Genomic DNA, 25,039 nt, shown 5'->3' with positions numbered 1-25,039 from the left:
ATTGCCTGTGAGCCGTCGCCGTCGCGAGCCTGAAGAGCACGTCAACCATGAACGCTGGCTGGTGTCGTACGCCGACTTCATCACCTTGCTGTTCGCTTTTTTCGTGGTGATGTACTCCATTTCGTCGATCAATGAAGGCAAGTACAAGGTCATCTCCGAGGCGCTGGTGGGCGTGTTTACCGACCCGGACCGTGCCCTCAAGCCGATCCCCATTGGTGAGGAACGCCCCAGGACCGTGACTCCGGCCAAACCGCTGGTCAAGGACAGCGAAGAAACCGACGCCGGCATCAGTGGCGGCGGCGACCCGCTCAAAAGCATCGCCGACGACATCAGCGCCGCGTTTGGCGACTTGATCAGTTCCAACCAGATGACGGTACGCGGCAACGAGTTGTGGGTGGAGATCGAACTCAACTCCAGCCTGCTGTTTGCCAGTGCCGATGCGATCCCCAGCGATATAGCCTTCAGCATCATCGACAAGGTTGCGGCGATCCTGAAACCCTTTGACAACCCGATCCATGTCGAGGGCTTTACCGATACCCAGCCGATCCACACGGCGCAGTACCCCACCAACTGGGAGCTGTCGTCGGCACGTTCGGCCAGCATTGTGCGCATGTTGGCAATGCAGGGCGTCAACCCCGGGCGCCTGGCATCCGTGGGCTACGGCGAGTTCCAGCCCGTGGCCAACAATGCGACGGCCGAAGGTCGGGCGCGTAACCGCCGGGTGGTGCTGGTGGTCTCGCGCAATCTGGACGTGCGCCGTAGCCTGACCGGTACTGGCGCAGCCAATGCGCGACCGGATGCCGCAATGAAGCGCGCTGGCACACAAACTGCACCGACGCCCATAACGCCGCCGGAACGTGAGAGTGCCGTCAATTCTCCGTCACCGGCTCTATAACCTCGTGCTATTTCTCGGTCGAGCCAGTGCCCACCGGGAGGAACAATCCGAATGAGAGTCTGGGCAGTTGCCAATCAAAAGGGTGGGGTCGGCAAGACCACCACTTCCATCGCCTTAGCCGGCTTGCTGGCCGAGGCGGGCAAGCGTGTGGTCATCGTCGACCTCGATCCCCACGGTTCGATGACCAGTTATTTCGGCTACGACCCGGATGCGCTGGAACACAGCTGCTACGACCTGTTCCTGCACAAGGGCAGCGTGCCCACCGGTTTACCCGGGCAATTGCTGCTGCCCACCAGTAACGACAACATTCGCCTGTTGCCGTCCAGCACGGCGCTGGCCACCCTTGAGCGCCAGTCGCCGGGCCAGAGCGGCCTGGGCCTGGTCATCGCCAAGACCCTGGCGCAACTTTGGCAGGATTTCGACTACGCCATCATCGACAGCCCGCCATTGCTCGGTGTGCTGATGGTCAACGCCCTGGCTGCCAGTCAGCAACTGGTGATCCCGGTACAGACCGAGCACCTGGCGGTCAAAGGCCTGGAGCGCATGGTCAGCACCCTCGCGATGATCAACCGTTCGCGCAAGCAGGTGCTGCCCTATAGCATCGTCCCGACGTTGTTCGACCGCCGTACCCAGGCTTCGCTGGGCACGTTGCGAGTATTGCGCGATGCCTACCCGGACACCATCTGGCAAGGCTACATCCCGGTAGACACGCGCCTGCGTGATGCCAGCCGCGCGGGGTTGGCGCCATCGCAATTCGATGGCAAGAGCCGTGGTGTGCTGGCTTACCGGGCATTGCTCAAACATCTGCTGGCCCAGCAGCTCGTGGCGCAGGTGGCGTGAGATGAGGGTTTATTCAAGTCAGTGGGTCGTCGGGCCGATAACCACTCAAGGCAGGACTGAAAGAACTTGCGCGTGGGCATACAGATGAATCGTCCTGTGGATATCAAGATCCGACCGCAACTGGCGCTGCAGTCCTACCTGGATGCGCTGCTGCAAGACGCAACCGAGGAAGAGCTGCCCGAACCGATCCTGGTGCTGGACGAAGTGGTCGTATCGCCAAGCGTCGAACCTGAGGCCAGCCTGGATGAGTTTCAACTGGCGGTATTGGAAGAGCAGGCCCGTGACGCCTTGGCTGAGCCGGTTCCGATAGTTGCAGTGCCTCTGGCGTTGGTGCCGCCGGTGGCGCAGGTTCATCTTGCGCCGAGCAGCACACCGCCGCCCGCGCAGACAGATGGGCGACCGTCGTGGGCCGCCGAAGCGTTCGAATGCCTGTTGTTCGACGTTGCGGGGCTGACCCTGGCGGTGCCGCTGGTGTGCCTCGGCTCGATTTACTCCCTGGAAGGCCAGGAGCTGACGCCGTTGTTTGGCCAGCCGGACTGGTTCCTCGGAATCCTGCCGAGCCAGGCGGGTAATCTGAAGGTGCTGGATACGGCGCGCTGGGTCATGCCCGACCGCTACCGCGATGATTTTCGCCAGGGCCTGCAGTATGTGATTTCGGTCCAGGGTTACGAGTGGGGGCTGGCGGTGCATCAGGTCAGCCGTTCGCTGCGCCTGGATCCCAACGAAATCAAATGGCGTAGCCACCGTGGCCAGCGGCCTTGGCTGGCGGGCACGGTGATCGAACACATGTGCGCGTTGCTGGACGTCGCCGAGTTGGCCCAACTGATTGCCAGCGGCGCGGTAAAAGATATGCCAGGCAACAAACGTACTTGATAAGCGATGCAGCACCGTGGTGCTGCCTAAAAAGAACACACGCGGTTATCCGCAGTATTTGAAGGGGTCAGGGTATGAACAAGTCAGCGTCCGCACAGGGTTTGGATGATCCGATCCTGCAATGGGTTACCTTCAGGTTGGACAATGAGTCCTACGGCATCAACGTGATGCGCGTGCAGGAAGTGCTGCGCTACACCGAAATCGCCCCGGTGCCGGGGGCGCCAAGCTACGTGCTGGGCATCATCAACCTGCGCGGCAACGTCGTCACCGTCATCGACACCCGCCAGCGTTTCGGCCTGGCCCCTACCGAAGTCAACGACAATACCCGTATCGTCATCATCGAAGCCGACAAGCAAGTGGTCGGGATCATGGTCGACAGCGTGGCCGAAGTGGTTTATCTGCGTCAGTCGGAAGTCGAGACTGCGCCGAATGTCGGCAACGAAGAATCGGCCAAGTTCATCCAGGGCGTGTGCAACAAGAATGGCGAACTGCTGATTCTGGTTGAGCTGGACAAGATGATGAGCGAAGAAGAGTGGTCGGACTTGGAGAACATCTGATTGATCCTCGAGGTAGTGGTGATTGTCCTGGCTCTGTCGTGGGTCGGGACCCTGGGCTTTTTGCTGCGCTATATGCGCCAGCAACGCGAGTTGGCGATGCGCCAGGCCGAGCGCGATGCAGCGCGCGACCAGCGCATCAAGGAACTTGTGCGGCGGGTGGATAACTACCAGCAGAGCGCGGTACGAGTGGGCGATGACGTGCATGAGTTGCGCGCAATCCTCGCACCCTTGCCTGACAAGTTGGCCACGCTAGAGCAGCGTGATCCTTCAAGCCTGTCTTTCGCCCAGGCGGCGAAACTGGTAGGCATGGGGGCCACGGTGGATGAGCTGACCCAGTCCTGTGGCTTGACCCAGGCTGAGGCGCAGTTGATGAGTAAATTGCACAAAACTGAACAGCAGACGTAGAAACCCTGCTGCGTTGGTTATTGCGCCGCATGTGGGTTGATCGGTACTTTGAGTAATATTTCCTACTTTCCGGTAAGTCATTTCCTGCATGCGGTTTAAGCTTCCACGCACTAGGTTGCAACCTTGATCAATCAAGAGGTTGCATATGCTTAATGGTTTGGGGAATTCATCGGCATCTCATCCCACTGCTCAATTGCTTGCTGGCAGCGAACGCGGTGTCGCCCCTGATACAGGCTGGGCACACGTCAACAGAGACAACGCTCGTGCAGTATTGAGTGATTTGCAGCGACTCGCACCCAGTAAAAATACCTATCAGGCGCGGCTGGCTTGCCTTCAGGCCGATCCGAGCATTGCAACCTGGGAAGCACTTACACGCGATCCCGAGGAGCTCAAGACGCTGCAAAAAAACGACTGGAACGGCTTTGTCACTCGCTTGACAGAACCCGGCGTCTGGCTGCCCGAGGCTGATAGCCACAATGCCAATATTCTGAAAAACCTGACGGCTGCCCTCGGCGGTCAATATGCCGGGAGCTTCCAGTCTTTGCTGCTGGGCTCGGATCCTGTCGAGAAAAAAGAGATTGCTCTGGTGCGGGGCGCGCCCTCGGCGGGTAAAACTTCGTTTCTGAAGGGGCGTTTTGCCTTGGGCGCCGATGATGTGAAGAACATGCTGCAAAACCGCCTGCCCAGCGTGACGATGTCACAGGTTCACTTTCAGGGTGTCGCTGTTTTGCAGACCTTTATGAGTTCGATGGAACGCAAGCTGGATCAAGCGTTGACCCGAGATGCGCTTTATCTGTGGCCAAAAGACTTTGACAGCAAGCTGAACCTGGCGGCATCGAAGAGCGAGCAGAAGGTTGCGGTTCACGATATTCAGGTCGACTTGACCACCTTGTGCTGTCGCATCCTCAAGCGCTCCACGGCAGAAGCGTTGATGAACTTCGATACCTTGAGTACGTTTTTCAAGGCGTCCCTGGAAAGTCGCAAAGACACGCTCGCGTCGGTGGAAAAAAACCAGGAGGCGGTCAGTGAATACTCGCTGGCGGCCTGGGATGGCAGCAAGCTGGTCACCGTTGCCGAACGTTCGCCCGGCACGGGCGCTATCGAGATCAAGGATGCTGCGCTGTTCGCCGAACATGTTGCCCGCGATCCCGCCGCGATATCCGCAGAAATACAGCGCGTGCGCGATACCGTGATTGATCCGGCGTTTATCGACCAGTTCGTTCGTGAGCTTGATCCGGCAGTGGCTAAAGTGTTCACGCAGGCGCTCAGTCGTTATGAAGGCCTGACGATGAGCCAGGCGTTGGAGCTGCATGCCAACCGGGCACATGTACCGATGTCGACTGCCGCCCGGGTATTGCAGCAAGTTCAGCCGGGGTTGACTGCGCAGGTTTAGTAGTCCTCTCCCTGCGCAGTCACATCCCGCTCCACCGGCTCCGCATCCGGGTCATATCCCACGGGGAACTTACCCTTCAGCGTCCAGGCAAAGGCGATGATCTCGGCGATGGTCCGGTACAACTCCTCGGGAATGCTGTCACCCAGTTCCATGCGCGCGAGCAACTTGACCAGCTCGGCATTTTCATAGATCGGCACCTGATTTTCCCGCGCTAACTTGAGGATGGCTTCGGCCAGGGCATCGTCGCCTTTGGCGCTCAAGGTAGGGGCGAGCTTGCCGTTGTACTTGAGGGCGATGGCCTGGCGGGGCGACTGGGGAGGTTTCATGCGGTTTCGTCCACCCAGCGTTGTTCAAGCCCGGTTTTCGGCCCGCGTGGCGGGGTGCCGAGGTGGCAGTCCAGGTCGCCAACGTCAATTCCTGAGGACACCAGGCGCTCACGCAGGCTGCCCAGGTGGCTTTCGATCAGGCTGGCGGTGTAGGGGCGGGTGGCCCACAGCTGGCTGGACAGTTTGCCCTGGCTCAGTTGCGCCTGGACTTGCAAGGGCCCCAACGGCTCCATATCGAAGGCCAGTTCCACGCGCCAGAGCATCTTATTTGCGTCGCGGTCGATCTTGCGTTCAGGCGCATCCTTGTCGGGTGCCGGCTCCTCACGCTGGAACTTGACCTGCAGCGGCACAATGTCCTGCAAGGTGCGCATGGGGATTTCCAGTTGCCAGGTGGTCAGCAACTTGCCATCGGCCGTGGTGCCGGTTTGCTCCAGGCTCGACAGTTGATGGCTTTGCAGGCGCGAGATGGCGCCGGCGGCCAGGCGCAGCAGGTTTTCCAGGCTGCTTTCACCTTCCAGGCGCATCAGCCGTTCCGGTAACGGGAAGCTGCTGGCTGCGGTACGAGCGCCGAACTGGCCCAAGGTGCCCAGCGGGCTGCGCACGAAGCCGGGGAGCATTTGCGCCAGGGTGTTGGCGGCCAGGATGGCATTGAGGTTGGTGGTGGCGGGCAGGGCGGGCGCCAGTTCGGCGACCAGGCGCAGCAGGCTGCCCTTCATGTCGAGGGGCGGCACTTGCGGATTTTGTCCGGCCAGCAGCCTGGCTTCGAGAAATATGCCGCTGTTGTGCAGCAACTGCGCCAATACCTTGGGATTGCTGACTTGGGCGAGATCTGGCAAACCGGCCAGCAGACGTTCCATCGCGGCACTTGAGGCGCTGTGGGGCATGTTTTGCAAAGCCTTGAGCAGGCTGTCCAGGGAGCCTTGTCGGCTGTGCTGGGTGGCCAGTTGCTGGCTGATCGCCAGTTGCTCCTGGCGCCCGCTCAGTGGCACGAAGTCCAATGCCTGGGCGCCTTGGACCACGGCGCTGAGCAAACTGCCGACGCGCAAGGGTTGCGGGCTTTCGAGGCTCAAGGTAGTGCCGATCAGGGCGTTATTGAGCACTGAGACCAGCGAGCGATAAAGCGCCGGCTGCCCTGCGCCTTGTGGCAGTGCCTGGGACGTCAGGACCTTGGCTTGCAGCAGCGTGCCTATTGGCAGTTGGGACGTGTCGATCCGGGACAGCGCACCACCGCTGGCGCTCAGGGCTTGCTGCAAGCTGATGGCGAGGTCACCTGCGGACGTCTGGCTCACCGCGACGTGGCTGCCCAACGGCAGCGGCTGGCTGCTGGCGGCCTGTACCAGGGTTTGTCGACCGCCTGCCAGCGTCAGCTTGAGCAGCAGTTGAAAGGCTTCACCGCCTTGCTTGAGGGCCAGCACCTCGGCATCTACGGTTTTTCCGGCATCGATCAACCCTGCCTGGGGCTCCAGCAGTTTCAACAGCTCACCCGCCGCAGGTGCGGGACGAGACCCGGTGGCCGGCGCTGGCGGAAGGGGCACAAGGTTGATGTCACCGGTCATCGTGGCTGCCGTCTCCAGGAAATTGCCCTCTTTAGAGTAGGGCATCACATGTATAATGCCGCCCGTCTTCAAAGAGCGTGTCAAAAACATCACAACTGATTGATCCAGCTCTCTAAAACAGACTGCCAATGCGTTTATTGTGCATCTCTTTAACGGCCGTTGCGCCGCCGACTTGAACTGTAAAGGCCCACGATCTTGTGACCAGTCCACTACTTGAAGCTGTTGCGCTCGCGTGTGAGCGGGACCTGCGGATGCTGTTCGAACATCTCGAACTGCGTCTGTCGGGTGGCGACATGGTGCAGGTCAGTGGACCTAACGGCAGCGGCAAGACCAGCCTGCTGCGCCTGTTGGCCGGTTTGATGCAGCCGACGGCGGGGCAGGTGCGGCTCAATGGCAGGCCGTTGAACGAACAACGCACGCAGCTGGCGCGCAACCTGGTGTGGATCGGCCACGCGGCCGGGATCAAGGATGTGCTGACCCCTGAAGAGAATCTCAGTTGGCTCAGTGCCCTGCATCACCCGGCCAGCCGCGAGTGCATTTGGCAGGCATTGGCCGCCGTGGGCCTGAAGGGTTTTGAAGATGTGCCCTGTCATACCCTGTCCGCCGGTCAACAGCGCCGGGTGGCCCTGGCCCGCCTGTATCTGCAGGGCCCGCCATTGTGGATTCTCGACGAACCCTTCACCGCCCTCGACAAACAGGGCGTCGCGCAGTTGGAAGAGCACCTGGCGCGGCACTGTGAGCAGGGCGGCATGGTGCTCCTCACCACTCATCACACCCTGGCGCGCATGCCTGCCGGTTACCGCGAGCTGGATCTGGGAAGGTGGTCGGCATGAGGGTCTTTGCCCTGTTGGTGGCCCGCGAGGCGCGCCTGTTATGTCGGCGCCCGGCTGAATTGGCCAACCCGCTCGTATTCTTTGCCATCGTCATCGCGTTGTTCCCGCTGGCGGTCGGACCCGAGACTAAACTGTTGCAAACCTTGTCTCCGGGACTGGTCTGGGTGGCAGCCCTTTTGTCGGTCCTGCTCTCGCTGGACGGGCTGTTTCGCAGTGATTTCGAAGATGGTTCCCTTGAACAGTGGGTCCTTTCGTCGCACCCTCTGCCTCTTCTGGTTCTGGCCAAGGTACTGGCACACTGGGCCTTTTCCGGCCTGGCACTGGTTCTGCTCGCGCCGCTGCTGGCGATGATGCTGGGATTGCCCTCCGGATGCCTGCCAGTGTTGCTTGCCTCGTTATTGCTCGGCACCCCGGTGTTGAGCCTGCTGGGAGCGGTGGGCGCGGCATTGACCGTCGGTTTGAAGCGTGGGGGGCTGTTGCTGGCCTTGTTGATTTTGCCTTTGTATATCCCGGTGTTGATCCTGGGCAGCGGTGCCTTGCAGGCTGCGCTCATGGGGATGCCGGCGACCGGTTACCTCTTGTGGCTTGGCAGCCTGACCGCCCTGGCGGTAACCCTGACACCCTTTGCTATAGCGGCCGGCCTGAAGATCAGCGTCGGCGAATAATGAGGTCTGACCCAGTGTTTTCGCTGAGTCAGTAAAGACCCTAAGCTTCTTGCCACGACAAGAAGCAACCGTGATGGAAACAGCAATGAACTGGACCTGGTTTCACAAGCTCGGATCGCCCAAGTGGTTCTATGGCATCAGCGGCAGGCTGCTGACGTGGTTGAGCATCGCCGCCGTGTTGCTGATCGGCACCGGCCTGGTCTGGGGCCTGGCCTTCGCGCCGCCGGACTACCAGCAAGGCAACAGCTTTCGCATCATTTATATCCATGTGCCCAGCGCACTGCTGGCCCAGTCCTGCTACGTGATGCTGGCGGTGTGCGGCATCGTGGGCCTGGTGTGGAAGATGAAACTGGCCGACGTCGCCCTGCAATGCGCAGCACCCATCGGTGCCTGGATGACCGCCGTGGCGCTGATCACCGGGGCGATCTGGGGCAAGCCGACCTGGGGCTCGTGGTGGGTCTGGGATGCGCGACTAACGTCGATGTTGATTCTGCTGTTCCTGTACTTCGGTCTTATTGCCCTGGGCAACGCGATCAGCAATCGTGACAGCGCCGCCAAGGCCTGCGCGGTGCTGGCCATCGTTGGCGTGATCAACATCCCGATCATCAAGTACTCGGTGGAATGGTGGAACACCCTGCACCAGGGCGCGACCTTTACCCTCACCGAAAAACCGGCAATGCCCGTGGAAATGTGGGCGCCGCTGCTGTTGATGGTGCTGGGTTTCTACTGCTTCTTCGGTGCCGTGCTGCTGATGCGCATGCGCCTCGAAGTGCTCAAGCGTGAAGCCCGCGCCAGTTGGGTCAAGGTTGAAGTGCAAAACTGCCTGGGAGCCCGTGGATGAGTTTCGCCTCTTTCAGTGATTTTCTCGCCATGGGCCATCACGGCCTGTATGTCTGGACGGCCTATGGCATTTGCCTGGCGGTGCTGGCCCTCAACGTCGCCGCGCCGATCCTGGCCCGCAAGCGTTACCTGCAACAAGAGGCGCGTCGTCTGCGCCGGGAGACCGATAAGTGAATCCGCTGCGTAGAAAGCGTCTGTTGATCATCCTCGCCATTCTGGTGGGCGTCGGCATCGCCGTGGGCCTGGCCTTGAGTGCCTTGCAACAGAATATCAACCTGTTCTACACCCCGACCCAGATCGCCAACGGCGAAGCGCCGCAAGATACGCGAATCCGCGCCGGCGGCATGGTCGAGGCCGGTTCCCTGAAGCGCTCCGGCGACTCGCTGGACGTGACCTTCGTGGTCACCGACTTCAGCAAGTCGGTGACCATCACCTATCGTGGGATCCTTCCGGATCTGTTTCGCGAGGGGCAGGGTATCGTCGCCCTCGGCAAGCTCAACGCCCAGGGTGTAGTGGTGGCCGACGAAGTGCTAGCCAAGCACGATGAAAAATACATGCCGCCGGAAGTGACCAAGGCCCTCAAAGACAGCGGCCAGTCAGCCCCTACACCTGCCAGGGAGGGCTAAATGATGGCCTCTGCACTGTTTATTCCCGAGTTGGGCCAGTTGGCGATGATCCTCGCCCTGTGCTTTGCCATCGTCCAGGCCATCGTCCCGTTGTTGGGCGCGTGGCGTGGTGATCGCTTGTGGATGAGCCTGGCTCAGCCGGCCGCCTGGGGGCAGTTCGCTTTTCTCGCGTTCTCTTTTGGCTGCCTGACCTACGCCTTCATGACCGACGACTTTTCCGTCGCATACGTCGCCAGCAACTCCAACAGCGCCTTGCCCTGGTATTACAAGTTCAGTGCGGTATGGGGTGCCCACGAAGGTTCCCTGCTGTTGTGGGCATTGATCCTCGGGGCCTGGACCTTCGCGGTGTCGGTATTCTCGCGCCAGTTGCCCCAGGTGATGCTGGCTCGCGTGCTGGCCGTGATGGGCATGATCAGCATTGGTTTTTTGTTGTTCCTGATCATGACGTCCAACCCGTTTGAGCGGATCCTGCCGCAAATCCCCACCGACGGCCGAGACCTTAACCCGCTGCTGCAAGACATCGGCCTGATCGTTCATCCGCCAATGCTCTATATGGGCTACGTTGGTTTCTCGGTGGCTTTTGCCTTCGCTATCGCAGCCTTGCTCGGCGGGCGTCTCGATGCTGCCTGGGCGCGCTGGTCGCGGCCCTGGACGATCGTGGCCTGGGCGTTTCTGGGCATCGGCATCACCCTGGGCTCGTGGTGGGCTTATTACGAGCTTGGCTGGGGCGGCTGGTGGTTCTGGGACCCGGTGGAAAACGCTTCCTTCATGCCATGGCTGGTGGGCACGGCGCTGATTCATTCATTGGCGGTTACTGAAAAACGCGGCGTGTTCAAGAGCTGGACCGTGTTGCTGGCCATTGCTGCATTTTCGTTGAGCCTGTTGGGGACCTTCCTGGTGCGTTCCGGCGTGCTGACCTCGGTGCATGCGTTCGCGTCCGACCCGGAGCGTGGGGTGTTCATCCTGATCTTCCTGCTGCTGGTGGTCGGCAGCTCCCTGGTGCTGTTCGCCCTGCGGGCCCCGGTGGTCAAGAGTCACGTCGGCTTCAACCTCTGGTCGCGGGAAACCCTGTTGCTGGGCAACAACCTGGTACTGGTGGTGGCCGCCTCGATGATCCTGCTGGGCACCTTGTATCCGCTGATACTCGATGCACTGTCCGGCGCCAAGCTCTCCGTCGGGCCGCCGTACTTCAATGCCTTGTTCATTCCGTTGATGGGCCTGCTGATGGTGGTGATGGCCGTTGGCGTGCTGGTGCGCTGGAAAGACACACCGGTCAAATGGCTGATGGGCATGTTGACCCCGGTACTGCTGGGCAGCGCGGCGTTATCGGTCGTCGCCGGGATTGCCTATGGTGATTTCAATTGGGCGGTGCTCGCGACCTTCATGCTCGCCGCCTGGGTGTTGCTGGCCGGCGTGCGGGACATCCTTGACAAGACGCGGCACAAAGGCCTGGTCAAAGGCCTGCCCGGCCTGACTCGCAGCTATTGGGGCATGCAGATCGCGCATATCGGTATCGCCGTCTGCGCGCTGGGTGTGGTGTTGTCCAGCCAGAACAGCGCCGAGCGCGACCTGCGCCTGGCACCTGGCGAGTCCATGGACCTGGCTGGCTACCAGTTTGTCTTTGAAGGCGCCAAGCACTTTGAAGGACCGAACTTCACCTCGGACAAAGGCACCGTGCGTGTGGTGCGCAACGGTAAGGAAATCGCCGTGCTGCACCCGGAAAAACGCCTGTACACCGTGCAGAATTCGATGATGACCGAAGCCGGGATCGATGCCGGTTTCACCCGTGACTTGTATGTCGCCCTGGGCGAGCCGCTGGGTGATGGCGCCTGGGCCGTGCGGGTCCACGTCAAGCCGTTCGTGCGCTGGATCTGGTTCGGCGGCCTGCTGACCGGTTTTGGTGGTTTGCTGGCGGCGATGGACCGGCGTTATCGGGTCAAGGTCAAGAGCCGGGTGCGTGAAGCCCTCGGTATACAAGGAGCGGCGGTATGAAGCGTTGGTTGATGGTATTACCGTTGGCGTTGTTCCTGCTGGTGGCGGTGTTTTTGTACCGCGGCCTATACCTGGACCCGGCCGAGTTGCCCTCGGCGATGATCGGCAAACCGTTCCCGGCGTTTTCGCTGCCGACGGTGCAGGGCGACAGGACCTTGACCCAGGCCGACTTGCAAGGCAAACCGGCACTGGTCAACGTCTGGGCCACCTGGTGCATTTCCTGTCGTGTCGAGCACCCGGTGCTCAACAAGCTGGCCGAGAAGGGCGTGGTGATCTACGGCATCAACTACAAGGACGACAACGCTGCAGCCTTGAAGTGGCTGGCGGAGTTCCACAACCCCTATCAGTTGGATATTCGTGACGAAGACGGCAACCTCGGTCTGAACCTGGGCGTTTACGGGGCGCCGGAAACCTTCTTCATAGATGCCAAAGGTGTGATTCGCGACAAGTTCGTCGGCGTGATCGACGAAGTGGTCTGGCGCGAACAACTGGCCGCCAAGTACCAGGCGTTGGTGGACGAGGCCAAGCCATGAAGCGTTGGTTGACCGCTGCCGTACTGGCGCTCGGATTGGTGGGCGCGGCCCAGGCCGCCATCGACACCTATGAATTCGCCAAAGATGGCGACCGTGAGCGCTTCCGTGAATTGACCAAGGAACTGCGCTGCCCCAAATGCCAGAACCAAGACATTGCCGACTCCAATGCGCCCATTGCCGCCGACCTGCGCAAAGAGATTTTCCGCATGTTGGGGGAGGGCAAGGACAATCAGCAGATCATCGACTTCATGGTCGACCGCTACGGTGATTTCGTGCGCTACAAACCTGCGCTGACCTCCAAGACCGCGCTGCTGTGGTTTGGCCCGGCCGGTCTGCTGCTGGCTGGCCTGGTAGTCATGGCCGTCATCGTCCGACGTCGCCGCGCGACACCGACCGATGGGTCGGACGCGCTCTCCGCCTCCGAGCGTCAACGCCTCGACCAACTGCTGGACAAAAAAACCGATGATTGATTTCTGGCTTGCTGCAGGTCTGCTGCTTCTGGTTGCCTTGAGTTTTCTGCTGATACCGGTGTTGCGTGGCCGCCGTGCCCAACGCGAGGAGGATCGCACCGCGCTGAATGTGGCGCTGTATCAGGAGCGTGTGGCCGAACTGCAGACCCAACAGAGCGAAGGTGTGCTCGACGCCACGCAATTGGACGCAGGTCGCGCAGAGGCCGCTCGTGAGTTGCTGGCCGATACCGAAGGGGTGGAAAAACCCCGTGAGTCACGCCTGGGTAAACCGTTGCCATTGCTCGCGGCGGTGCTGGTGCCGGTACTGGGCCTGGGGCTGTACATGCACTTCGGCGCCAGCGACAAGGTTGAGCTGACCCGCGAATTCTCCCAGCCGCCGGTGTCCATGCAAGACATGACCCAGCGTCTGGAGCGTGCGGCGGCTGCGCAGCCGGATTCGGCCGAAGGCCTGTATTTCCTTGGTCGCGCCTACATGGCCCAGGATCGTTCGGCGGACGCTGCGAAAGTCTTCGAGCGCACCGTGGCCCTGGCGGGGCGCCAGCCTGAGCTGCTCGGGCAATGGGCGCAGGCGCAGTATTTTGCGGACAACAAGCAGTGGTCGCCAAAGATCCAGGCGCTGACCGACGAAGCACTGAAACTTGACCCCAAGGAAGTCACCAGCCTTGGCCTGTTGGGTATCGCTGCCTTTGAACGCGAACGCTACCAGGAAGCCATTGACTACTGGAATCGCCTGTTGGCCCAGTTACCTGAGCAAGACAACTCCCGCACGGCGCTGCAAGGTGGGATCGACCGGGCGGCGGAGAAACTCAAGGAAGGCGGCGGCGCAGTCGCTCCGACCCAGGTTGGCGCGCTGCTTAAAGTGAGCGTCGACCTGTCGGCCGAGGTCAAGGCCAAGACGCTGCCCACCGACAGCGTGTTTATCTTCGCCCGCGCTGTCGGCGGCCCGCCGGCGCCGTTGGCCGCCAAGCGCGTGACCGTGGCCGACCTGCCGCTGAGTGTCGAGTTGGGCGATGCCGACGCAATGATGCCGCAGTTGAAACTGTCCAACTTTCCCGAAGTCCAACTCGTTGCGCGCATCTCCAGGGCCGGGCAACCGACTGCCGGCGAGTGGATCGGCCGCAGCCAACCCCTGGCCAGCAGCACCGTTGCGCTGCAGCAACTGACTATCGACAGTCCGGATAAGTAATTTCGAGGAAACGCCCATGACCGCCATTGCACGTATCACTTTGCTCAGCCTGGTATTGGGATTGAGCGCTTGTGCGGTTCATCGGCCACCTGCGCCGACCGGCCCGACCATTCCACCGTCGGGTCCGTCAACGCAGCCGAGTACCAAGCCCAGCACCAGGCCCTCCGGCCCGGTGACCGCTCCACCCAAGGCGCCGCCGAGCAAGTCCCCCACCTTCGCTCCGCCTCCGGGCGCCGCAAGCCATTGGGACAGCAAGATGCAGGTCTATGTGCTTGATGAGCAGCCTGACACTTTTTATCGTCAGCGTACGTATTACCGCTGGAGCAACGGCTGGAGCCGCTCCATCAGCCCGAACGGGCCGTGGGAAGAAACCAATGTCCAGGGTGTTCCGCCGGGGTTGAGCAAACAGTACGCGCAGTGAACACAGGCTGCCCACGAGGTTAATGGCGACGCGTTCAAAGGGTGTCTTGATGGCGGGCAGGTTGATTTATCTCATCGGACCCTCTGGGTCGGGCAAGGACAGCCTGCTGGATGCCGCACGCCCACGTTTGGCCGAGCGCGGCTGCCGCATTGCACGGCGGGTGATCACCCGTTCTGCAGAGGCGGTGGGCGAGGCTGCCCTGGGAGTGAGCCCGGAACGCTTTGCCGTGTTGCAGGCTGAAGGCGCCTTTGCCCTCGCTTGGCAGGCCAACGGCTTGTCTTATGGTATTCCACGGGAAATTGACGATTGGCTGGCGGCCGGCCACGATGTGCTGGTCAACGGCTCTCGCGGCCACTTGGCGCAAACCCGTGGGCGTTACCCCACCCTGCGGGTGTTGTTGCTGACAGTCGATCAGGCCGTGTTGCGCCAACGCTTGTTGGCACGGGGGCGCGAGTCCGAGGACGACATCGATGAACGCCTGGCGCGCAATGCGCAGTTCACCGAAAGCCTGACGACGGCAGCTGATGTGGCGTTGCTGGATAACTCCGGCGTGTTGGCACGCACCGTCGAACGCCTCCTGGACTATCTGGACGCCGGAAAGTCAGTGCGCACCTGACTTTCGATAGTTGCTTTATGTGTACTTCATTGTGCTGTTGGTTTTTATGCATTGTTCATGTTTTGTTTTAAATGGCGTTTTATGCGTTTTTTTTATTCGATGAATCAATAAGATATTTTTTTGTCAGGATTTGTTTTATTCAATATTCAAATTGAATACATATATTGTTTTGTCGGGAATATTTTTCTTGGAGGAAACTGTTTCGCTTGTAACTAAATGGCTGTTGGTGGGGTTTTTATTATATGCAAAATTAATTGGTGGCTGGTTTTGTGTCGTGCGCTGATACCGAAACCAGTCAATACAATTAATTATAAAACCGGAGAGCATATATATGAGCGAAATAATCGAACGCCCCATTCGACGCCCCTCGGAATACCCAACTGACAACCCTCAGGCTCACTCAGGATCTTCGTCAGGCTCGTCGCAAGGTTATGGTAAACGCTCGTTCACCACGGAGCAGGTTGCCAACCATCTTGTGCGCAATAACTCCCGGTTCCACGATCGCAATGGCGACCAGAAAATCGATGTTTCATTCAAGCTCGATGGGTTCACCGAGCGCCAGCGGCAATGCGCCCGCCAAGCTTTGCAGTCCTGGCAGGACGTGGCCAATATCAAGTTTCATGAAAGTGCCGGTAAAACCGACGGTTCCATCCAGATTTCCGGGGACCGGAGAATGGCGTCTGGCGTGGCGACCGGTCCCAGTCGCTCCCATCCCAACGCCTGGGCCAAGATCGGCACCCAGCAAGCGCCGGATGCGCCCAAGCTGGGCAGTTACTTTTCGACGATCATGATCCATGAAATAGGGCATGCCTTGGGGCTGGCACACCCCGGTAACTACAACGGCAGTGGCACTTACGAACGGGATGCCCAATATGCGCAAGATACCAAGGCGCGTACTGTCATGAGCTATTGGTCCGAGAAGAAACAGTCGGGCCACGATTTCAGGTCGTTGTCGCCTTCTGCGCCGATGATGGATGACATTGCCGCAATGCAGAAACTGTATGGAGCGAACCATCAAACCCGCAATACCGATACCACTTATGGCTTCAATTCAAATACCAATAGAGAGTGCTTGAGCCTCAAGGGGGCAGGGGACTCTGCGTTGTTTTGTGTATGGGATGGCGGCGGCAACGATACCCTGGACTTTTCCGGGTTTTCGCAGAACCAGACGATCAACCTCAATGCTGAGTCGTTTTCCAGCGTAGGAGGCTTGCGAGGCAACGTTTCGGTGGCCAAGGGCGTCACTCTGGAAAACGCGGTGGGTGGCGCAGGCGCTGATACCCTGCTCGGCAACGAGGTGGACAACCGACTCCAGGGCGGCGCAGGTGCTGACAGGCTGAGAGGCGGCGGTGGCGCGGACACTTTTGTCTATACCAAGGCCTCTGACTCGACTGCGCGGGAGCCGGATGTGATCGAGGACTTTACCAGCGGCGTGGATAAGATCGATATCAGTGACATGTTGAAAAAGTCAGGCATCAGCGCGCTCAACTTCACAGAGAGGTTCACTGGACGCGTCGGTGAAGCGGTGCTCAGCCATAATTCGAGTACCGGTATAGGCAGCCTGGAGGTTGATTTGACCGGGGACGGCAAGTCGGATCTGTTGGTCACCGCCAAAGGAGAAATCAAACAAGGGGATGTCGTTGTGAATGCCCAGCGGCCACAACCACAGCCTCAACCTGTTCCAACTCCTCAACCCGCACCTACACCTGCCCCAACTCCAACCCCAACCCCTGAGCCTACACCCGCACCTTCGCTGAAAGTCGTAATGGCAACTCTTCTTCGCGAAGCGCTTGCGTTTTTCCAGCAGATGTTTCAGCTCATAAGCGGCCTGCGCCCGTAGTAACCATTGATGCCGACGCACCAAGGATGGTGTTTCGTTCATTGCATTGGTAGCTGCCCCTAAAGCAGCCCCCCATCCAGTCTTATACAGTCGCGGTGGCCTCGTGCCTCGACACCATCAGAAACCGCAGCAACGCCAACAGCGGGAAGGCGCTGCCAACCAGGACCACCCCCAGCCAGCCACCCTGTTCGTACACGCTGCTGGCAATCGCCGAGCCGAGGGCGCCGCCGATGAAGATACTCGTCATGTACAACGCGTTCAGGCGGCTGCGACTGTTGGCATCGAGGGTGTAGATGGCGCGTTGGCCGAGGACCATGTTCATTTGCACGCAAAAGTCCAGGACCACGCCGGTCACCGCCAGGCCAACCACACTGTAGATGGGGTGGACGAACGCCGGCAAAAAGCTCACTGCAGCGAACACAATGGCCAGTAATGAGGCGCGGTGGGTATGGCCCGCATCGGCCAGGCGCCCGGCAATCGGTGCGGCAATGGCACCAATCGCCCCGACCAGGGCAAAGATCGCGATCTGGGTTTGGCTCAGGCCATGGTTGCGCACCAGCTCCAGCGGCGCAGCGCTCCAGAACAGGCTGAAGGCGGCGAACAGGCAGCCCTGGTAAAACGCGCGTTGACGCAATACCGGTTGCTGGCGCAGCAAGGTGCCGAGCGAGTGCAGCAGTTGCCCGTAACTGGCGCGGTGATCCGGTTGGTGCTTGGGAATCGTCAACAGCAGCACGACGCTGATCACCGCCATCAACCCAGCCGCCGCGATGAACATCACGCGCCAGCCGAAGTGATCGGCCACTACGCTCGACACCGGACGCGCAAGCAGAATGCCCAGCAACAGGCCGCCCATGATGCTGCCCACCACTCGACCACGAGATTCGGCGGGGGCCAGGTGCGCGGCCAGCGGAATCAGGATTTGCACCGAAACAGAGCTGAAACCGATCAGCAGCGACACCATCAGGAACAGATTCGGCTGTTCAATAAAAGCGGCGCCCAACAGACTGGCGATGGACACCACCGTGGTGCTGATCATCAGCTTGCGGTTTTCCAGCAAGTCGCCCAGAGGTACGAGGAAGAACAGGCCCAAGGCATAGCCGATTTGGGTCAAGGACACGATAAGGCTGGCCATGGCTGGCGTCAGGCCGATGTCCGGAGCGATCATTTCGATGATCGGCTGCGTGTAATAGAGGTTGGCGACGATAGCGCCACAACAGAACGCGAACAGCATCACCATGCCTCGGGTCATGGTGCCGGGGTGTGGGGCCTTGGAAGTCGCAGTCATGGTGTGCTCTTTAACGCGGAGGAGATGGCGTGAAAGAGTAAAGGGTTGGCGAGTGTGGGAACAGGCTGCGTGTGCTGATTTCACTCATGCCGGGGATTGATGGCTGCGCCGGTGAGGGATCATCCCCACGGGCGTGGGGACGATCAAGGTTCTATTGGCCGTTGTAGATCTGGTCGAATACTCCGCCATCGTTGAAGTGGGTCTTCTGCACGGTACGCCAGTCGCCGAAGGTCTTCTCCACCGAAAGGAAGTCGACTTTCGGGAAGCGGTCGGTGAACTTGGCCAGCACAGCCGGGTCGCGTGGACGCAGGTAGTTATTGGCGGCGATTTCCTGGCCTTCTGGCGACCACAGGTATTTGAGGTAGTCTTCGGCTACGTTGCGCGAGCCTTTCTTCTCGACCACTTTGTCGACCACCGACACCGGCGGTTCGGCTTCGGCGGAAACGGTCGGGTAAACCACTTCAAACTGATCACGGCCGAACTCACGGGCAATCATTTCCGCTTCGTTTTCAAAAGTCACCAGCACGTCGCCGATCTGGTTGGTCATGAAGGTAGTGGTCGCTGCACGGCCACCGGTATCGAGCACGGGCGCTTGCTTGAACAGTTTGCCGACAAATGCCTTGGCCTTGTTCTCGTCACCGCCGTTTTTCAGCACATAACCCCAGGCTGACAGGTAGGTGTAACGCCCGTTACCGGACGTCTTCGGGTTCGGCACGATGACTTCCACGCCATCTTTGAGCAGGTCAGGCCAGTCTTTGAGCGCCTTTGGGTTGCCCTTGCGCACGATGAATACGGTGGCGGAGGTGAACGGTGCGCTGTTGTTCGGCAGGCGTGTGACCCAATTGTCCGGCACCAGTTTGCCGTTGTCCGCCAGGGCGTTGATGTCGGTAGCCATGTTCATCGTGATGACGTCGGCGCGCAGGCCGTCGATGACCGAGCGCGCCTGTTTGCTGGAGCCGCCGAAGGACATCTGCAGGGTGAGCTTGTCGTCCGGGTGTTCTGCTTGCCAGTGCTTCTGGAAAGCGGCGTTGTAGTCCTTGTAGAAATCACGCATCACGTCGTAGGAGACGTTGAGCAGGGTGGTCGATTCGGCCTGGGCGCCGCCAGACAGTGCCAGGCTTGCGGCCAGCAAAGAGGCGCTAACGAATTTTTTCACTGCTCATTCCTTTGTTGTTCGATTGTCAATCAGGTAGTGGCTTATAGCCCGTGACTATAGCCGGGCTGGCATAGACGCTTAAAGATTAAAAAGAACTTTGCTTATTCCACTTTGCTGTACAGCCCATTTCCACAGCGTGAGCAAAAAGCGGCGTTGGGCTCATGGCTGCTTTTTTTGCACACCGGGCAGTCGTGTTGCAACTGATCGCCGCGCATGGCGTTGGCCAGTTCGGCGGTAAAAATCCCGGTGGGTACGGCGATGATCGAGTAGCCGGTGATCATTACCAATGACGATATCACCTGGCCCAGCGGGGTCTTGGGCACGATGTCGCCAAAACCCACGGTGGTCAGGGTCACGATGGCCCAGTAGATACCCTTGGGAATACTGGTGAACCCATGTTCCGGGCCCTCTATCACGTACATCAAGGTGCCGAATACCGTCACCAGGGTACAGACGCTGACCAGGAACACGACGATTTTCTGCTTGCTGCCCCGCAGCGCCGACATCAGGTAATTGGCTTGCTTGAGGTAGGGGCTGAGCTTGAGCACGCGGAAGATCCGCAACATGCGGATGATGCGGATGATTAGCAGGTATTGGGCGTCGCTGTAATACAAGGCGAGGATGCCGGGCACAATCGCCAGCAAGTCAACCAGCCCGTAGAAACTGAAGGCATAGCGCAACGGCTTGGGCGAGCAGTACAGCCGCAGCCCGTACTCGATGGCGAAGATAAGGGTAAAGCCCCACTCGATGTAGGCCAGCACCTTGGCGTAGTTCTGATGGACCTCGTCGATGCTGTCGAGGATCACGATCACCAGGCTGGCGAGGATGATCAACAGCAACAGCCTGTCGAATCGACGTCCGGCGACAGTGTCGGTCTGGAAAATCATGACGTACAGGCGCTGGCGCCAGTCGTTGTTGCTGTCCATTGGGTTCGCCTGAATCGAATATCGGCCAAGCCTAGGGGGATTCGAACGGGCTGTCCATGTTGCTCCTTTGCAGTATTCGCAGCGTGGCGCGCACCAACCAGCAGGCGAGGATAAACGGTGCGGTGAGAGGTGCCAGGTGCAATGCGGCGAAACCCGGGGTGAGGATGATTGCCAGCACGATGCCCGCTAACGGCAACCAGGGTTGGCGCCGCAACTGGCAGAGCGCCAGCGCCGCGAGCGCCGGGTTATAGCTGTGCAGGCCAAGCAGTGCGCCGGGTTCGTCCAGCAGTAAGGCAAACAGCACGCCGGAGCTGGCACCGATCAGTGCCCATAGCGCCGCGCTGCGGTTGGCCAGCAGCAGGCCAAGGGCGATGAGCAGGCCGGCCAGAGGCTGGTCCAGCAGGATGATCTGGCCGAGGCCAAGCAAGGGCGCGTCAACCAATGACAGGGTGTCGGGCGGCATCATCTCAGGCCTGCTCGCCGTGCTGGCACTGAGCAGCAGCCAACCCAGGCCGACAAAGGGCGCGGTGTAGGCGGGCAGGTCATCGTGATGGTTGGCCCGTTTGAGCCACTGACGGGTGACGATTGCGCTCAAGCCACCGCAAGCCAGAACCAGAGGCGGTAACAGCGCCGACCAGGCGACGTGCTGGCTGATCAGCAACCCCAGCAACACGCCGTTGTAGCTGTAGAGCCCGGCCTGGCGCTCGGCCTTGGGATAACCTCGGCGCTGGGCCGTGAGCAAACCGGCGACACCGCCTAGCAGCGCGCCTCCGAGTAACTGTGGAGCGCAGAGTAATATCGCCAGCAAACACAGCAAGCCACACAAAGGGTGGCGTTGCAGGAAGATCTGGCTGAAGCCGTTGAGCAGGGCTTCGGCCCAGTCGGGGCAGGATGGGTTGGGCATGGTGGGTGAGTCAGTAGGATCGAGTCGCCCCCATCGCGAGCAAGCCCGCGCCCACATTTGACCCTGCTCGCGGATCAATATGTGGGGGCGGGCTTGCTCGCGATGGGGCCCTTTCAGGCGCTAAATCAACGTTTCGATACGCAGCGAGTTGGTTGACCCCGGTTGGCCGAACGGCACGCCCGCAGTGATCACCAGCGTATCCCCGCGCTGTACCATGCCCTGGGCCTGGGCAATCTCCAGTGCCGTGGAACACACCTCATCGACCTGTCGCAGCCGGTCATTGACCACCGAGTGCACGCCCCAGGCCACGCTCAAGCGGCGGGCGGAGGTGAGGTTTGGTGTGAGGTTGAGAATCGGCACTGCAGGGCGCTCCCGCGCTGCACGCAGGGTGGAGGCGCCGGACTCGCTGTAGTTCACCAACACGGCCACCGGCAGGATGCTGCTGATACGGCGGATCGCACAGCTGATGGCGTCCGACACCGTGGCATCGGCCTTGGGTCGGCTGACATCGAGTTGGGTTTGGTAATCCGGGCCGTTTTCCACCTGGCGGATGATCTTGCTCATCATCTGCACGGCTTCCAGCGGGTATTCACCGGACGCGGTTTCTGCCGAAAGCATTACTGCGTCGGCACCTTCGGCCACGGCATTGGCCACGTCGGTGACTTCGGCGCGGGTCGGTGCCGGCGAGAAGCGCATGGACTCGAGCATCTGCGTGGCGACCACCACCGGTTTGCCCAACTGGCGGCAGACGCTGATGATGTCTTTCTGAATCTGCGGCACGCTTTCGGCCGGGACTTCGACGCCCAGGTCACCTCTGGCAACCATGATGGCATCGCTCAGTTCGGCGATTTCCTGCAAGCGCTGTACAGCCGAGGGTTTCTCGATCTTGGCCATCAGGAACGCCTTGTCACCGATCAACTCGCGGGCCTCACGCATGTCTTCAGGGCGTTGCACAAACGACAGTGCGACCCAGTCCACACCCAATTCCAGGCCGAAGCTCAAGTCACGTCGATCCTTGGCGGTTAATGGGCTCAACTCCAATAAGGCTTGCGGGACATTGACGCCTTTACGGTCGGACAGTTCGCCGCCGTTGAGTACGGTAGTGTCGATGGCGTCGCTGTATTTGGCGGTGACCCGCAGTCGGAGCTTGCCGTCGTCCAGCAGCAGATCCATGCCGGGCTCGAGGGCCGCGATGATTTCCGGGTGGGGCAGGTTGACTCGCCGCTGATCGCCGGGCGTGGCATCTAGGTCCAGACGCAAGGCCTGGCCACGCACCAGTTGCACTTTGCCCCCGGCAAACCCCCCGACCCGCAGTTTCGGCCCTTGCAAGTCCATGAGAATGCCCAGGGGATAGTTCAACTGCCGCTCTACCTGGCGAATCCATTGATAGCGCTGGGCGTGATCGGCATGGTCGCCATGGCTGAAGTTCAGGCGAAAGATATTGACTCCAGCTTCGACCAACTCGCGGATGTCATCAATGCCGTTGGTGGCTGGCCCCAGAGTGGCGAGGATTTTGACTTTTTTGTCAGGCGTCATGTTTATTGCTCTCGAGGACCAGAATGGCGCGGAAGTCGTTGACGTTGGTGCGGGTGGGCTCGGTGATAATCAACCCGTCGAGCGCTGCGAAGTAGCCGTAGCCATTGTTGTTGTCCAGCTCATCGCTGGCCGACAGGCCGAGGGCTTCGGCCCGGGTGTAGCTGTGGGGCGTCATGATTGCCCCGGCATTGTCTTCGGAGCCATCGATGCCGTCGGTGTCACCGGCCAGGGCGTAGACACCGGGAAGGCCTTTGAGGCTGTCGGTCAGGCTCAGGAGGAATTCGGCATTGCGCCCGCCACGGCCATTGCCGCGCACGGTGACGGTGGTTTCACCGCCGGACAGGATCACGCAAGGCGCCGCCAGCGGCTGGCCGTGCAGCACGATCTGTCGGGCGATGCCGGCGTGGACTTTGGCCACGTCACGCGCTTCGCCTTCCAGATCGCCGAGGATCAACGGGCTGAAACCGGCCTGGCGGACTTTTACTGCCACCGCTTCCAGGGATTGTTGTGGGCGTGCGATCAACTGGAAATGGCTGCGAGAAAGGCATGCATCGCCGGGTTTGACGGTTTCCGATTCCGGGCTCTGCAACCAACTGCGCACAGAGGCCGGGACCTCGATCTGGTAACGCTTGAGGATCGCCAGCGCCTGTTGCGAGGTGCTCGGGTCGCCGACGGTCGGGCCGGAAGCAATGACGGTGGCCTGGTCGCCCGGCACATCGGAAATCGCATAGGTGTAGACCGTTGCGGGCCAACTGGCCTTGGCCAGCCGGCCCCCCTTGATGGCCGAGAGGTGCTTGCGCACGCAATTCATCTCGCCAATGGTCGCGCCGGACTTGAGCAAGGCTTTGTTGATGCTCTGTTTGTCGGCCAGGCTGATACCCGACGCGGGCAGCGCCAGCAGGGCCGAGCCGCCGCCGGACAAGAGGAAGATCACGCGATCGTCCTCACTCAGGTTGCCGATCAATTCCAGCACGCGCCTGGACACCGCTTGGCCGGCGGCGTCCGGCACCGGGTGCGCGGCTTCAACCACTTCGATTTTCTTGCACGGTGCGCCATGGCCGTAGCGTGTGACGACCAGGCCTGAGACTTCGCCTTGCCAGCAGTTTTCTACGACCTGTGCCATGGCGGCTGCGGCTTTGCCTGCACCGATGACGATGACACGACCGCTACGGTCGGCGGGCAGATAGGGTTCGAGGACTTGCCGGGGATGGGCAGCGTCGATGGCTGCGGCAAACAGCTCGCGAAGCAGGTGTTGCGGATCGACCGACATAAGCGGGCTCCCGGGGATCTTGTTATTAGAGGTGCTGCGACTACCGATGCGACACGGACAGTTGTGGGAGCAGGCTTGCTCGCGAAAGCGGTGTGTCAGACGACATCCCTGTGATTGTCCGACCTTAATCGCGAACAAGCCCGCTCCCACAACTGTCCGTGTTCCACTGCGGGTTACTTATCGCGAATCGAGAAATTCGCCATATGTTCCAGACCCTTGATCAGCGCCGAGTGGTCCCAGTTGCCGCCGCCGAGCGCGGTGCAGGTGCTGAACACTTGCTGGGTGCCCGCGGTGTTGGGCAGGTTGATCCCCAGCTCCTTGGCGCCGGCCAGGGCCAGGTTCAGGTCCTTCTGGTGCAGGTTGATACGAAAGCCCGGATCGAAAGTGCCCTTGATCATCCGCTCGCCATGCACTTCCAGAATCTTCGACGACGCAAAGCCACCCATCAGGGCTTCACGCACCTTGGCGGGGTCAGCACCGTTTTTCGAGGCGAACAACAGCGCTTCGGCTACGGCCTGGATGTTCAGGGCAACGATGATCTGGTTGGCCACCTTGGCGGTCTGGCCGTCGCCGTTGCCGCCCACCAGCGTGATGTTCTTGCCCATGCTCTGGAACAGCGGCAGGGCACGTTCGAAGGTGTTCGGCTCGCCACCGACCATGATGCTCAAGGTCCCGGCCTTGGCGCCCACTTCACCACCGGACACCGGCGCATCGAGATACTGCGCGCCGGCCTGGTTGATTTTGGCGGCGAAGGCTTTGGTGGCGGTCGGTGAGATCGAACTCATGTCGATCACCACTTTGTTGGGTGACAGGCCTGCAGCGACGCCGTCTTCACGGAACAGCACATCATCGACCTGCGGGGTATCGGGCACCATGACGATGATGAACTCGGCTTCCTGTGCCACTTGTTGCGGGGTGGCAAGGGCCACTGCGCCTGCGGCGATCAGTTCTTCCGGGGCCTTGATGTGATGTTCGGAAAGAAACAGTTGGTGGCCTGCTTTCTGCAGATTGGCGGCCATGGGTTGGCCCATGATGCCAGTGCCGATAAATCCGATTTTAGCCATGGAAAAATCCTCTTCTTATTAGTTGTGCAGG

The 25,039-nt window shown here is 60.5% G+C and carries 27 protein-coding genes; 18 read left to right on the top strand and 9 right to left on the bottom strand.

All coding sequences use genetic code 11. The features are described from left to right. Positions 1 to 7 precede the first annotated feature (7 nt). From motD to OQ460_RS16920, 6 genes are all read left to right on the top strand, one after another. Positions 8 to 895, top strand: a complete 888-nt coding sequence (gene motD / locus OQ460_RS16945; protein WP_410018551.1) for a flagellar motor protein MotD — start codon at positions 8 to 10, stop codon at positions 893 to 895. Positions 896 to 946: 51 nt separating this feature from the next. Further along, positions 947 to 1,735, top strand: coding sequence for a ParA family protein (locus OQ460_RS16940; RefSeq protein ID WP_410018550.1), 789 nt, complete (start codon positions 947 to 949; stop codon positions 1,733 to 1,735). Between the two features lie 84 nt (positions 1,736 to 1,819). Continuing rightward, positions 1,820 to 2,608, top strand: a complete 789-nt coding sequence (locus OQ460_RS16935) for a CheW domain-containing protein (RefSeq protein ID WP_410018549.1) — start codon at positions 1,820 to 1,822, stop codon at positions 2,606 to 2,608. 74 nt (positions 2,609 to 2,682) lie between these two features. Beyond that, on the top strand, positions 2,683 to 3,165 hold the full coding sequence (locus OQ460_RS16930; RefSeq protein WP_410018548.1) for a chemotaxis protein CheW: 483 nt from the start codon (positions 2,683 to 2,685) through the stop codon (positions 3,163 to 3,165). Next, positions 3,166 to 3,570: a DUF2802 domain-containing protein gene (locus tag OQ460_RS16925; RefSeq protein ID WP_410018547.1), complete on the top strand. Its 405-nt coding sequence runs from the start codon at positions 3,166 to 3,168 to the stop codon at positions 3,568 to 3,570. A gap of 271 nt (positions 3,571 to 3,841) precedes the next feature. Beyond that, entirely contained in the window at positions 3,842 to 4,963 is a 1,122-nt protein-coding gene (locus tag OQ460_RS16920; RefSeq protein ID WP_410018546.1) for a hypothetical protein, read from the top strand. On the opposite strand, the gene OQ460_RS16915 is transcribed toward OQ460_RS16920, so the two are convergent. Both OQ460_RS16915 and OQ460_RS16910 read right to left on the bottom strand, forming a co-directional pair. Beyond that, positions 4,960 to 5,289 carry an EscU/YscU/HrcU family type III secretion system export apparatus switch protein gene (locus OQ460_RS16915; RefSeq protein ID WP_410018545.1) on the bottom strand — a complete coding sequence of 110 codons (330 nt, stop codon included), beginning with the start codon at positions 5,287 to 5,289 and terminating at the stop codon, positions 4,960 to 4,962. The two genes, OQ460_RS16920 and OQ460_RS16915, sit on opposite strands and share 4 nt — an antisense overlap. Next, complete coding sequence (locus OQ460_RS16910; protein WP_410022037.1) at positions 5,286 to 6,845, bottom strand: flagellar hook-length control protein FliK; 1,560 nt, start codon at positions 6,843 to 6,845, stop codon at positions 5,286 to 5,288. The genes OQ460_RS16915 and OQ460_RS16910 overlap by 4 nt, the downstream gene beginning before the upstream one ends. Positions 6,846 to 7,042: 197 nt before the next feature. On the opposite strand from OQ460_RS16910, the gene ccmA reads away from it, so the two are divergent. From ccmA to OQ460_RS16850, 12 genes are all read left to right on the top strand, one after another. Next, on the top strand, positions 7,043 to 7,678 hold the full coding sequence (gene ccmA / locus OQ460_RS16905) for a cytochrome c biogenesis heme-transporting ATPase CcmA (protein ID WP_410018544.1): 636 nt from the start codon (positions 7,043 to 7,045) through the stop codon (positions 7,676 to 7,678). Further along, positions 7,675 to 8,343, top strand: coding sequence for a heme exporter protein CcmB (gene ccmB / locus OQ460_RS16900; protein ID WP_410018543.1), 669 nt, complete (start codon positions 7,675 to 7,677; stop codon positions 8,341 to 8,343). Before ccmA ends, ccmB begins: the two co-directional genes overlap by 4 nt. A gap of 85 nt (positions 8,344 to 8,428) precedes the next feature. After that, entirely contained in the window at positions 8,429 to 9,184 is a 756-nt protein-coding gene (locus OQ460_RS16895; protein WP_410018542.1) for a heme ABC transporter permease, read from the top strand. Beyond that, positions 9,181 to 9,357 carry a heme exporter protein CcmD gene (gene ccmD / locus OQ460_RS16890; protein ID WP_071487711.1) on the top strand — a complete coding sequence of 59 codons (177 nt, stop codon included), beginning with the start codon at positions 9,181 to 9,183 and terminating at the stop codon, positions 9,355 to 9,357. The genes OQ460_RS16895 and ccmD overlap by 4 nt, the downstream gene beginning before the upstream one ends. After that, entirely contained in the window at positions 9,354 to 9,809 is a 456-nt protein-coding gene (gene ccmE, locus OQ460_RS16885) for a cytochrome c maturation protein CcmE (RefSeq protein ID WP_410018541.1), read from the top strand. The genes ccmD and ccmE overlap by 4 nt, the downstream gene beginning before the upstream one ends. A 3-nt stretch (positions 9,810 to 9,812) precedes the next feature. Then, the gene (locus OQ460_RS16880; protein ID WP_410022036.1) at positions 9,813 to 11,801 is read left to right on the top strand and encodes a heme lyase CcmF/NrfE family subunit; all 1,989 of its coding nucleotides are present in this window, start codon (positions 9,813 to 9,815) and stop codon (positions 11,799 to 11,801) included. Next, complete coding sequence (locus tag OQ460_RS16875) at positions 11,798 to 12,334, top strand: DsbE family thiol:disulfide interchange protein (RefSeq protein ID WP_410018540.1); 537 nt, start codon at positions 11,798 to 11,800, stop codon at positions 12,332 to 12,334. Before OQ460_RS16880 ends, OQ460_RS16875 begins: the two co-directional genes overlap by 4 nt. After that, on the top strand, positions 12,331 to 12,804 hold the full coding sequence (locus OQ460_RS16870; protein ID WP_410018539.1) for a cytochrome c-type biogenesis protein: 474 nt from the start codon (positions 12,331 to 12,333) through the stop codon (positions 12,802 to 12,804). The genes OQ460_RS16875 and OQ460_RS16870 overlap by 4 nt, the downstream gene beginning before the upstream one ends. After that, on the top strand, positions 12,797 to 13,990 hold the full coding sequence (gene ccmI, locus OQ460_RS16865) for a c-type cytochrome biogenesis protein CcmI (RefSeq protein WP_410018538.1): 1,194 nt from the start codon (positions 12,797 to 12,799) through the stop codon (positions 13,988 to 13,990). Before OQ460_RS16870 ends, ccmI begins: the two co-directional genes overlap by 8 nt. A 16-nt stretch (positions 13,991 to 14,006) precedes the next feature. After that, positions 14,007 to 14,411, top strand: a complete 405-nt coding sequence (locus tag OQ460_RS16860; RefSeq protein ID WP_410018537.1) for a hypothetical protein — start codon at positions 14,007 to 14,009, stop codon at positions 14,409 to 14,411. Positions 14,412 to 14,460: 49 nt separating this feature from the next. Next, positions 14,461 to 15,027, top strand: a complete 567-nt coding sequence (phnN, locus tag OQ460_RS16855) for a phosphonate metabolism protein/1,5-bisphosphokinase (PRPP-forming) PhnN (RefSeq protein ID WP_410022035.1) — start codon at positions 14,461 to 14,463, stop codon at positions 15,025 to 15,027. Positions 15,028 to 15,358: 331 nt separating this feature from the next. After that, the gene (locus tag OQ460_RS16850; protein ID WP_410018536.1) at positions 15,359 to 16,867 is read left to right on the top strand and encodes a M10 family metallopeptidase C-terminal domain-containing protein; all 1,509 of its coding nucleotides are present in this window, start codon (positions 15,359 to 15,361) and stop codon (positions 16,865 to 16,867) included. Positions 16,868 to 16,949: 82 nt separating this feature from the next. Here the strand turns inward: OQ460_RS16850 and OQ460_RS16845 are convergent, their stop codons facing one another. The 7 genes from OQ460_RS16845 to OQ460_RS16815 form a co-directional block, all read right to left on the bottom strand. Further along, positions 16,950 to 18,104 (bottom strand): MFS transporter, encoded by a 1,155-nt coding sequence (locus OQ460_RS16845; protein WP_410022034.1) that lies wholly within the window; start codon positions 18,102 to 18,104, stop codon positions 16,950 to 16,952. 199 nt (positions 18,105 to 18,303) lie between these two features. Next, positions 18,304 to 19,308, bottom strand: a complete 1,005-nt coding sequence (locus tag OQ460_RS16840) for a sulfate ABC transporter substrate-binding protein (protein WP_410018535.1) — start codon at positions 19,306 to 19,308, stop codon at positions 18,304 to 18,306. Positions 19,309 to 19,409: 101 nt separating this feature from the next. Beyond that, positions 19,410 to 20,234: an ion transporter gene (locus OQ460_RS16835; RefSeq protein WP_410018534.1), complete on the bottom strand. Its 825-nt coding sequence runs from the start codon at positions 20,232 to 20,234 to the stop codon at positions 19,410 to 19,412. Positions 20,235 to 20,265: 31 nt separating this feature from the next. Continuing rightward, positions 20,266 to 21,138 carry an urea transporter gene (locus tag OQ460_RS16830; protein WP_410018533.1) on the bottom strand — a complete coding sequence of 291 codons (873 nt, stop codon included), beginning with the start codon at positions 21,136 to 21,138 and terminating at the stop codon, positions 20,266 to 20,268. A gap of 120 nt (positions 21,139 to 21,258) precedes the next feature. After that, complete coding sequence (gene pyk, locus OQ460_RS16825; RefSeq protein WP_410018532.1) at positions 21,259 to 22,674, bottom strand: pyruvate kinase; 1,416 nt, start codon at positions 22,672 to 22,674, stop codon at positions 21,259 to 21,261. Then, positions 22,664 to 23,944: a glycerate kinase type-2 family protein gene (locus OQ460_RS16820; RefSeq protein ID WP_410018531.1), complete on the bottom strand. Its 1,281-nt coding sequence runs from the start codon at positions 23,942 to 23,944 to the stop codon at positions 22,664 to 22,666. Before OQ460_RS16820 ends, pyk begins: the two co-directional genes overlap by 11 nt. 173 nt (positions 23,945 to 24,117) lie before the next feature. Next, positions 24,118 to 25,008, bottom strand: a complete 891-nt coding sequence (locus tag OQ460_RS16815) for a 2-hydroxy-3-oxopropionate reductase (RefSeq protein ID WP_410018530.1) — start codon at positions 25,006 to 25,008, stop codon at positions 24,118 to 24,120. Positions 25,009 to 25,039 lie beyond the last annotated feature (31 nt).

This window comes from Pseudomonas imrae (genome assembly GCF_046352735.2).
GTDB lineage: Bacteria > Pseudomonadota > Gammaproteobacteria > Pseudomonadales > Pseudomonadaceae > Aquipseudomonas > Aquipseudomonas imrae.
This window is presented reverse-complemented; position numbering and strand designations above follow the sequence as displayed.

What these genes read in the sequence shown, in the direction of transcription:
- OQ460_RS16940 (WP_410018550.1), top strand. Translation starts at nt 947, where the DNA reads ATGAGAGTCTGGGCAGTTGCCAATCAAAAGGGTGGGGTCGGCAAGACC.
- OQ460_RS16935 (WP_410018549.1), top strand. Translation starts at nt 1,820, where the DNA reads ATGAATCGTCCTGTGGATATCAAGATCCGACCGCAACTGGCGCTGCAG.
- OQ460_RS16930 (WP_410018548.1), top strand. Translation starts at nt 2,683, where the DNA reads ATGAACAAGTCAGCGTCCGCACAGGGTTTGGATGATCCGATCCTGCAA.
- OQ460_RS16915 (WP_410018545.1), bottom strand. Translation starts at nt 5,289, where the DNA reads ATGAAACCTCCCCAGTCGCCCCGCCAGGCCATCGCCCTCAAGTACAAC.
- OQ460_RS16910 (WP_410022037.1), bottom strand. Translation starts at nt 6,845, where the DNA reads ATGACCGGTGACATCAACCTTGTGCCCCTTCCGCCAGCGCCGGCCACC.
- ccmB (WP_410018543.1), top strand. Translation starts at nt 7,675, where the DNA reads ATGAGGGTCTTTGCCCTGTTGGTGGCCCGCGAGGCGCGCCTGTTATGT.
- OQ460_RS16895 (WP_410018542.1), top strand. Translation starts at nt 8,429, where the DNA reads ATGAACTGGACCTGGTTTCACAAGCTCGGATCGCCCAAGTGGTTCTAT.
- ccmD (WP_071487711.1), top strand. Translation starts at nt 9,181, where the DNA reads ATGAGTTTCGCCTCTTTCAGTGATTTTCTCGCCATGGGCCATCACGGC.
- OQ460_RS16880 (WP_410022036.1), top strand. Translation starts at nt 9,813, where the DNA reads ATGGCCTCTGCACTGTTTATTCCCGAGTTGGGCCAGTTGGCGATGATC.
- OQ460_RS16875 (WP_410018540.1), top strand. Translation starts at nt 11,798, where the DNA reads ATGAAGCGTTGGTTGATGGTATTACCGTTGGCGTTGTTCCTGCTGGTG.
- OQ460_RS16870 (WP_410018539.1), top strand. Translation starts at nt 12,331, where the DNA reads ATGAAGCGTTGGTTGACCGCTGCCGTACTGGCGCTCGGATTGGTGGGC.
- ccmI (WP_410018538.1), top strand. Translation starts at nt 12,797, where the DNA reads ATGATTGATTTCTGGCTTGCTGCAGGTCTGCTGCTTCTGGTTGCCTTG.
- OQ460_RS16860 (WP_410018537.1), top strand. Translation starts at nt 14,007, where the DNA reads ATGACCGCCATTGCACGTATCACTTTGCTCAGCCTGGTATTGGGATTG.
- phnN (WP_410022035.1), top strand. Translation starts at nt 14,461, where the DNA reads ATGGCGGGCAGGTTGATTTATCTCATCGGACCCTCTGGGTCGGGCAAG.
- OQ460_RS16850 (WP_410018536.1), top strand. Translation starts at nt 15,359, where the DNA reads ATGAGCGAAATAATCGAACGCCCCATTCGACGCCCCTCGGAATACCCA.
- OQ460_RS16845 (WP_410022034.1), bottom strand. Translation starts at nt 18,104, where the DNA reads ATGGTGATGCTGTTCGCGTTCTGTTGTGGCGCTATCGTCGCCAACCTC.
- OQ460_RS16835 (WP_410018534.1), bottom strand. Translation starts at nt 20,234, where the DNA reads ATGGACAGCAACAACGACTGGCGCCAGCGCCTGTACGTCATGATTTTC.
- OQ460_RS16830 (WP_410018533.1), bottom strand. Translation starts at nt 21,138, where the DNA reads ATGCCCAACCCATCCTGCCCCGACTGGGCCGAAGCCCTGCTCAACGGC.
- pyk (WP_410018532.1), bottom strand. Translation starts at nt 22,674, where the DNA reads ATGACGCCTGACAAAAAAGTCAAAATCCTCGCCACTCTGGGGCCAGCC.
- OQ460_RS16820 (WP_410018531.1), bottom strand. Translation starts at nt 23,944, where the DNA reads ATGTCGGTCGATCCGCAACACCTGCTTCGCGAGCTGTTTGCCGCAGCC.
- OQ460_RS16815 (WP_410018530.1), bottom strand. Translation starts at nt 25,008, where the DNA reads ATGGCTAAAATCGGATTTATCGGCACTGGCATCATGGGCCAACCCATG.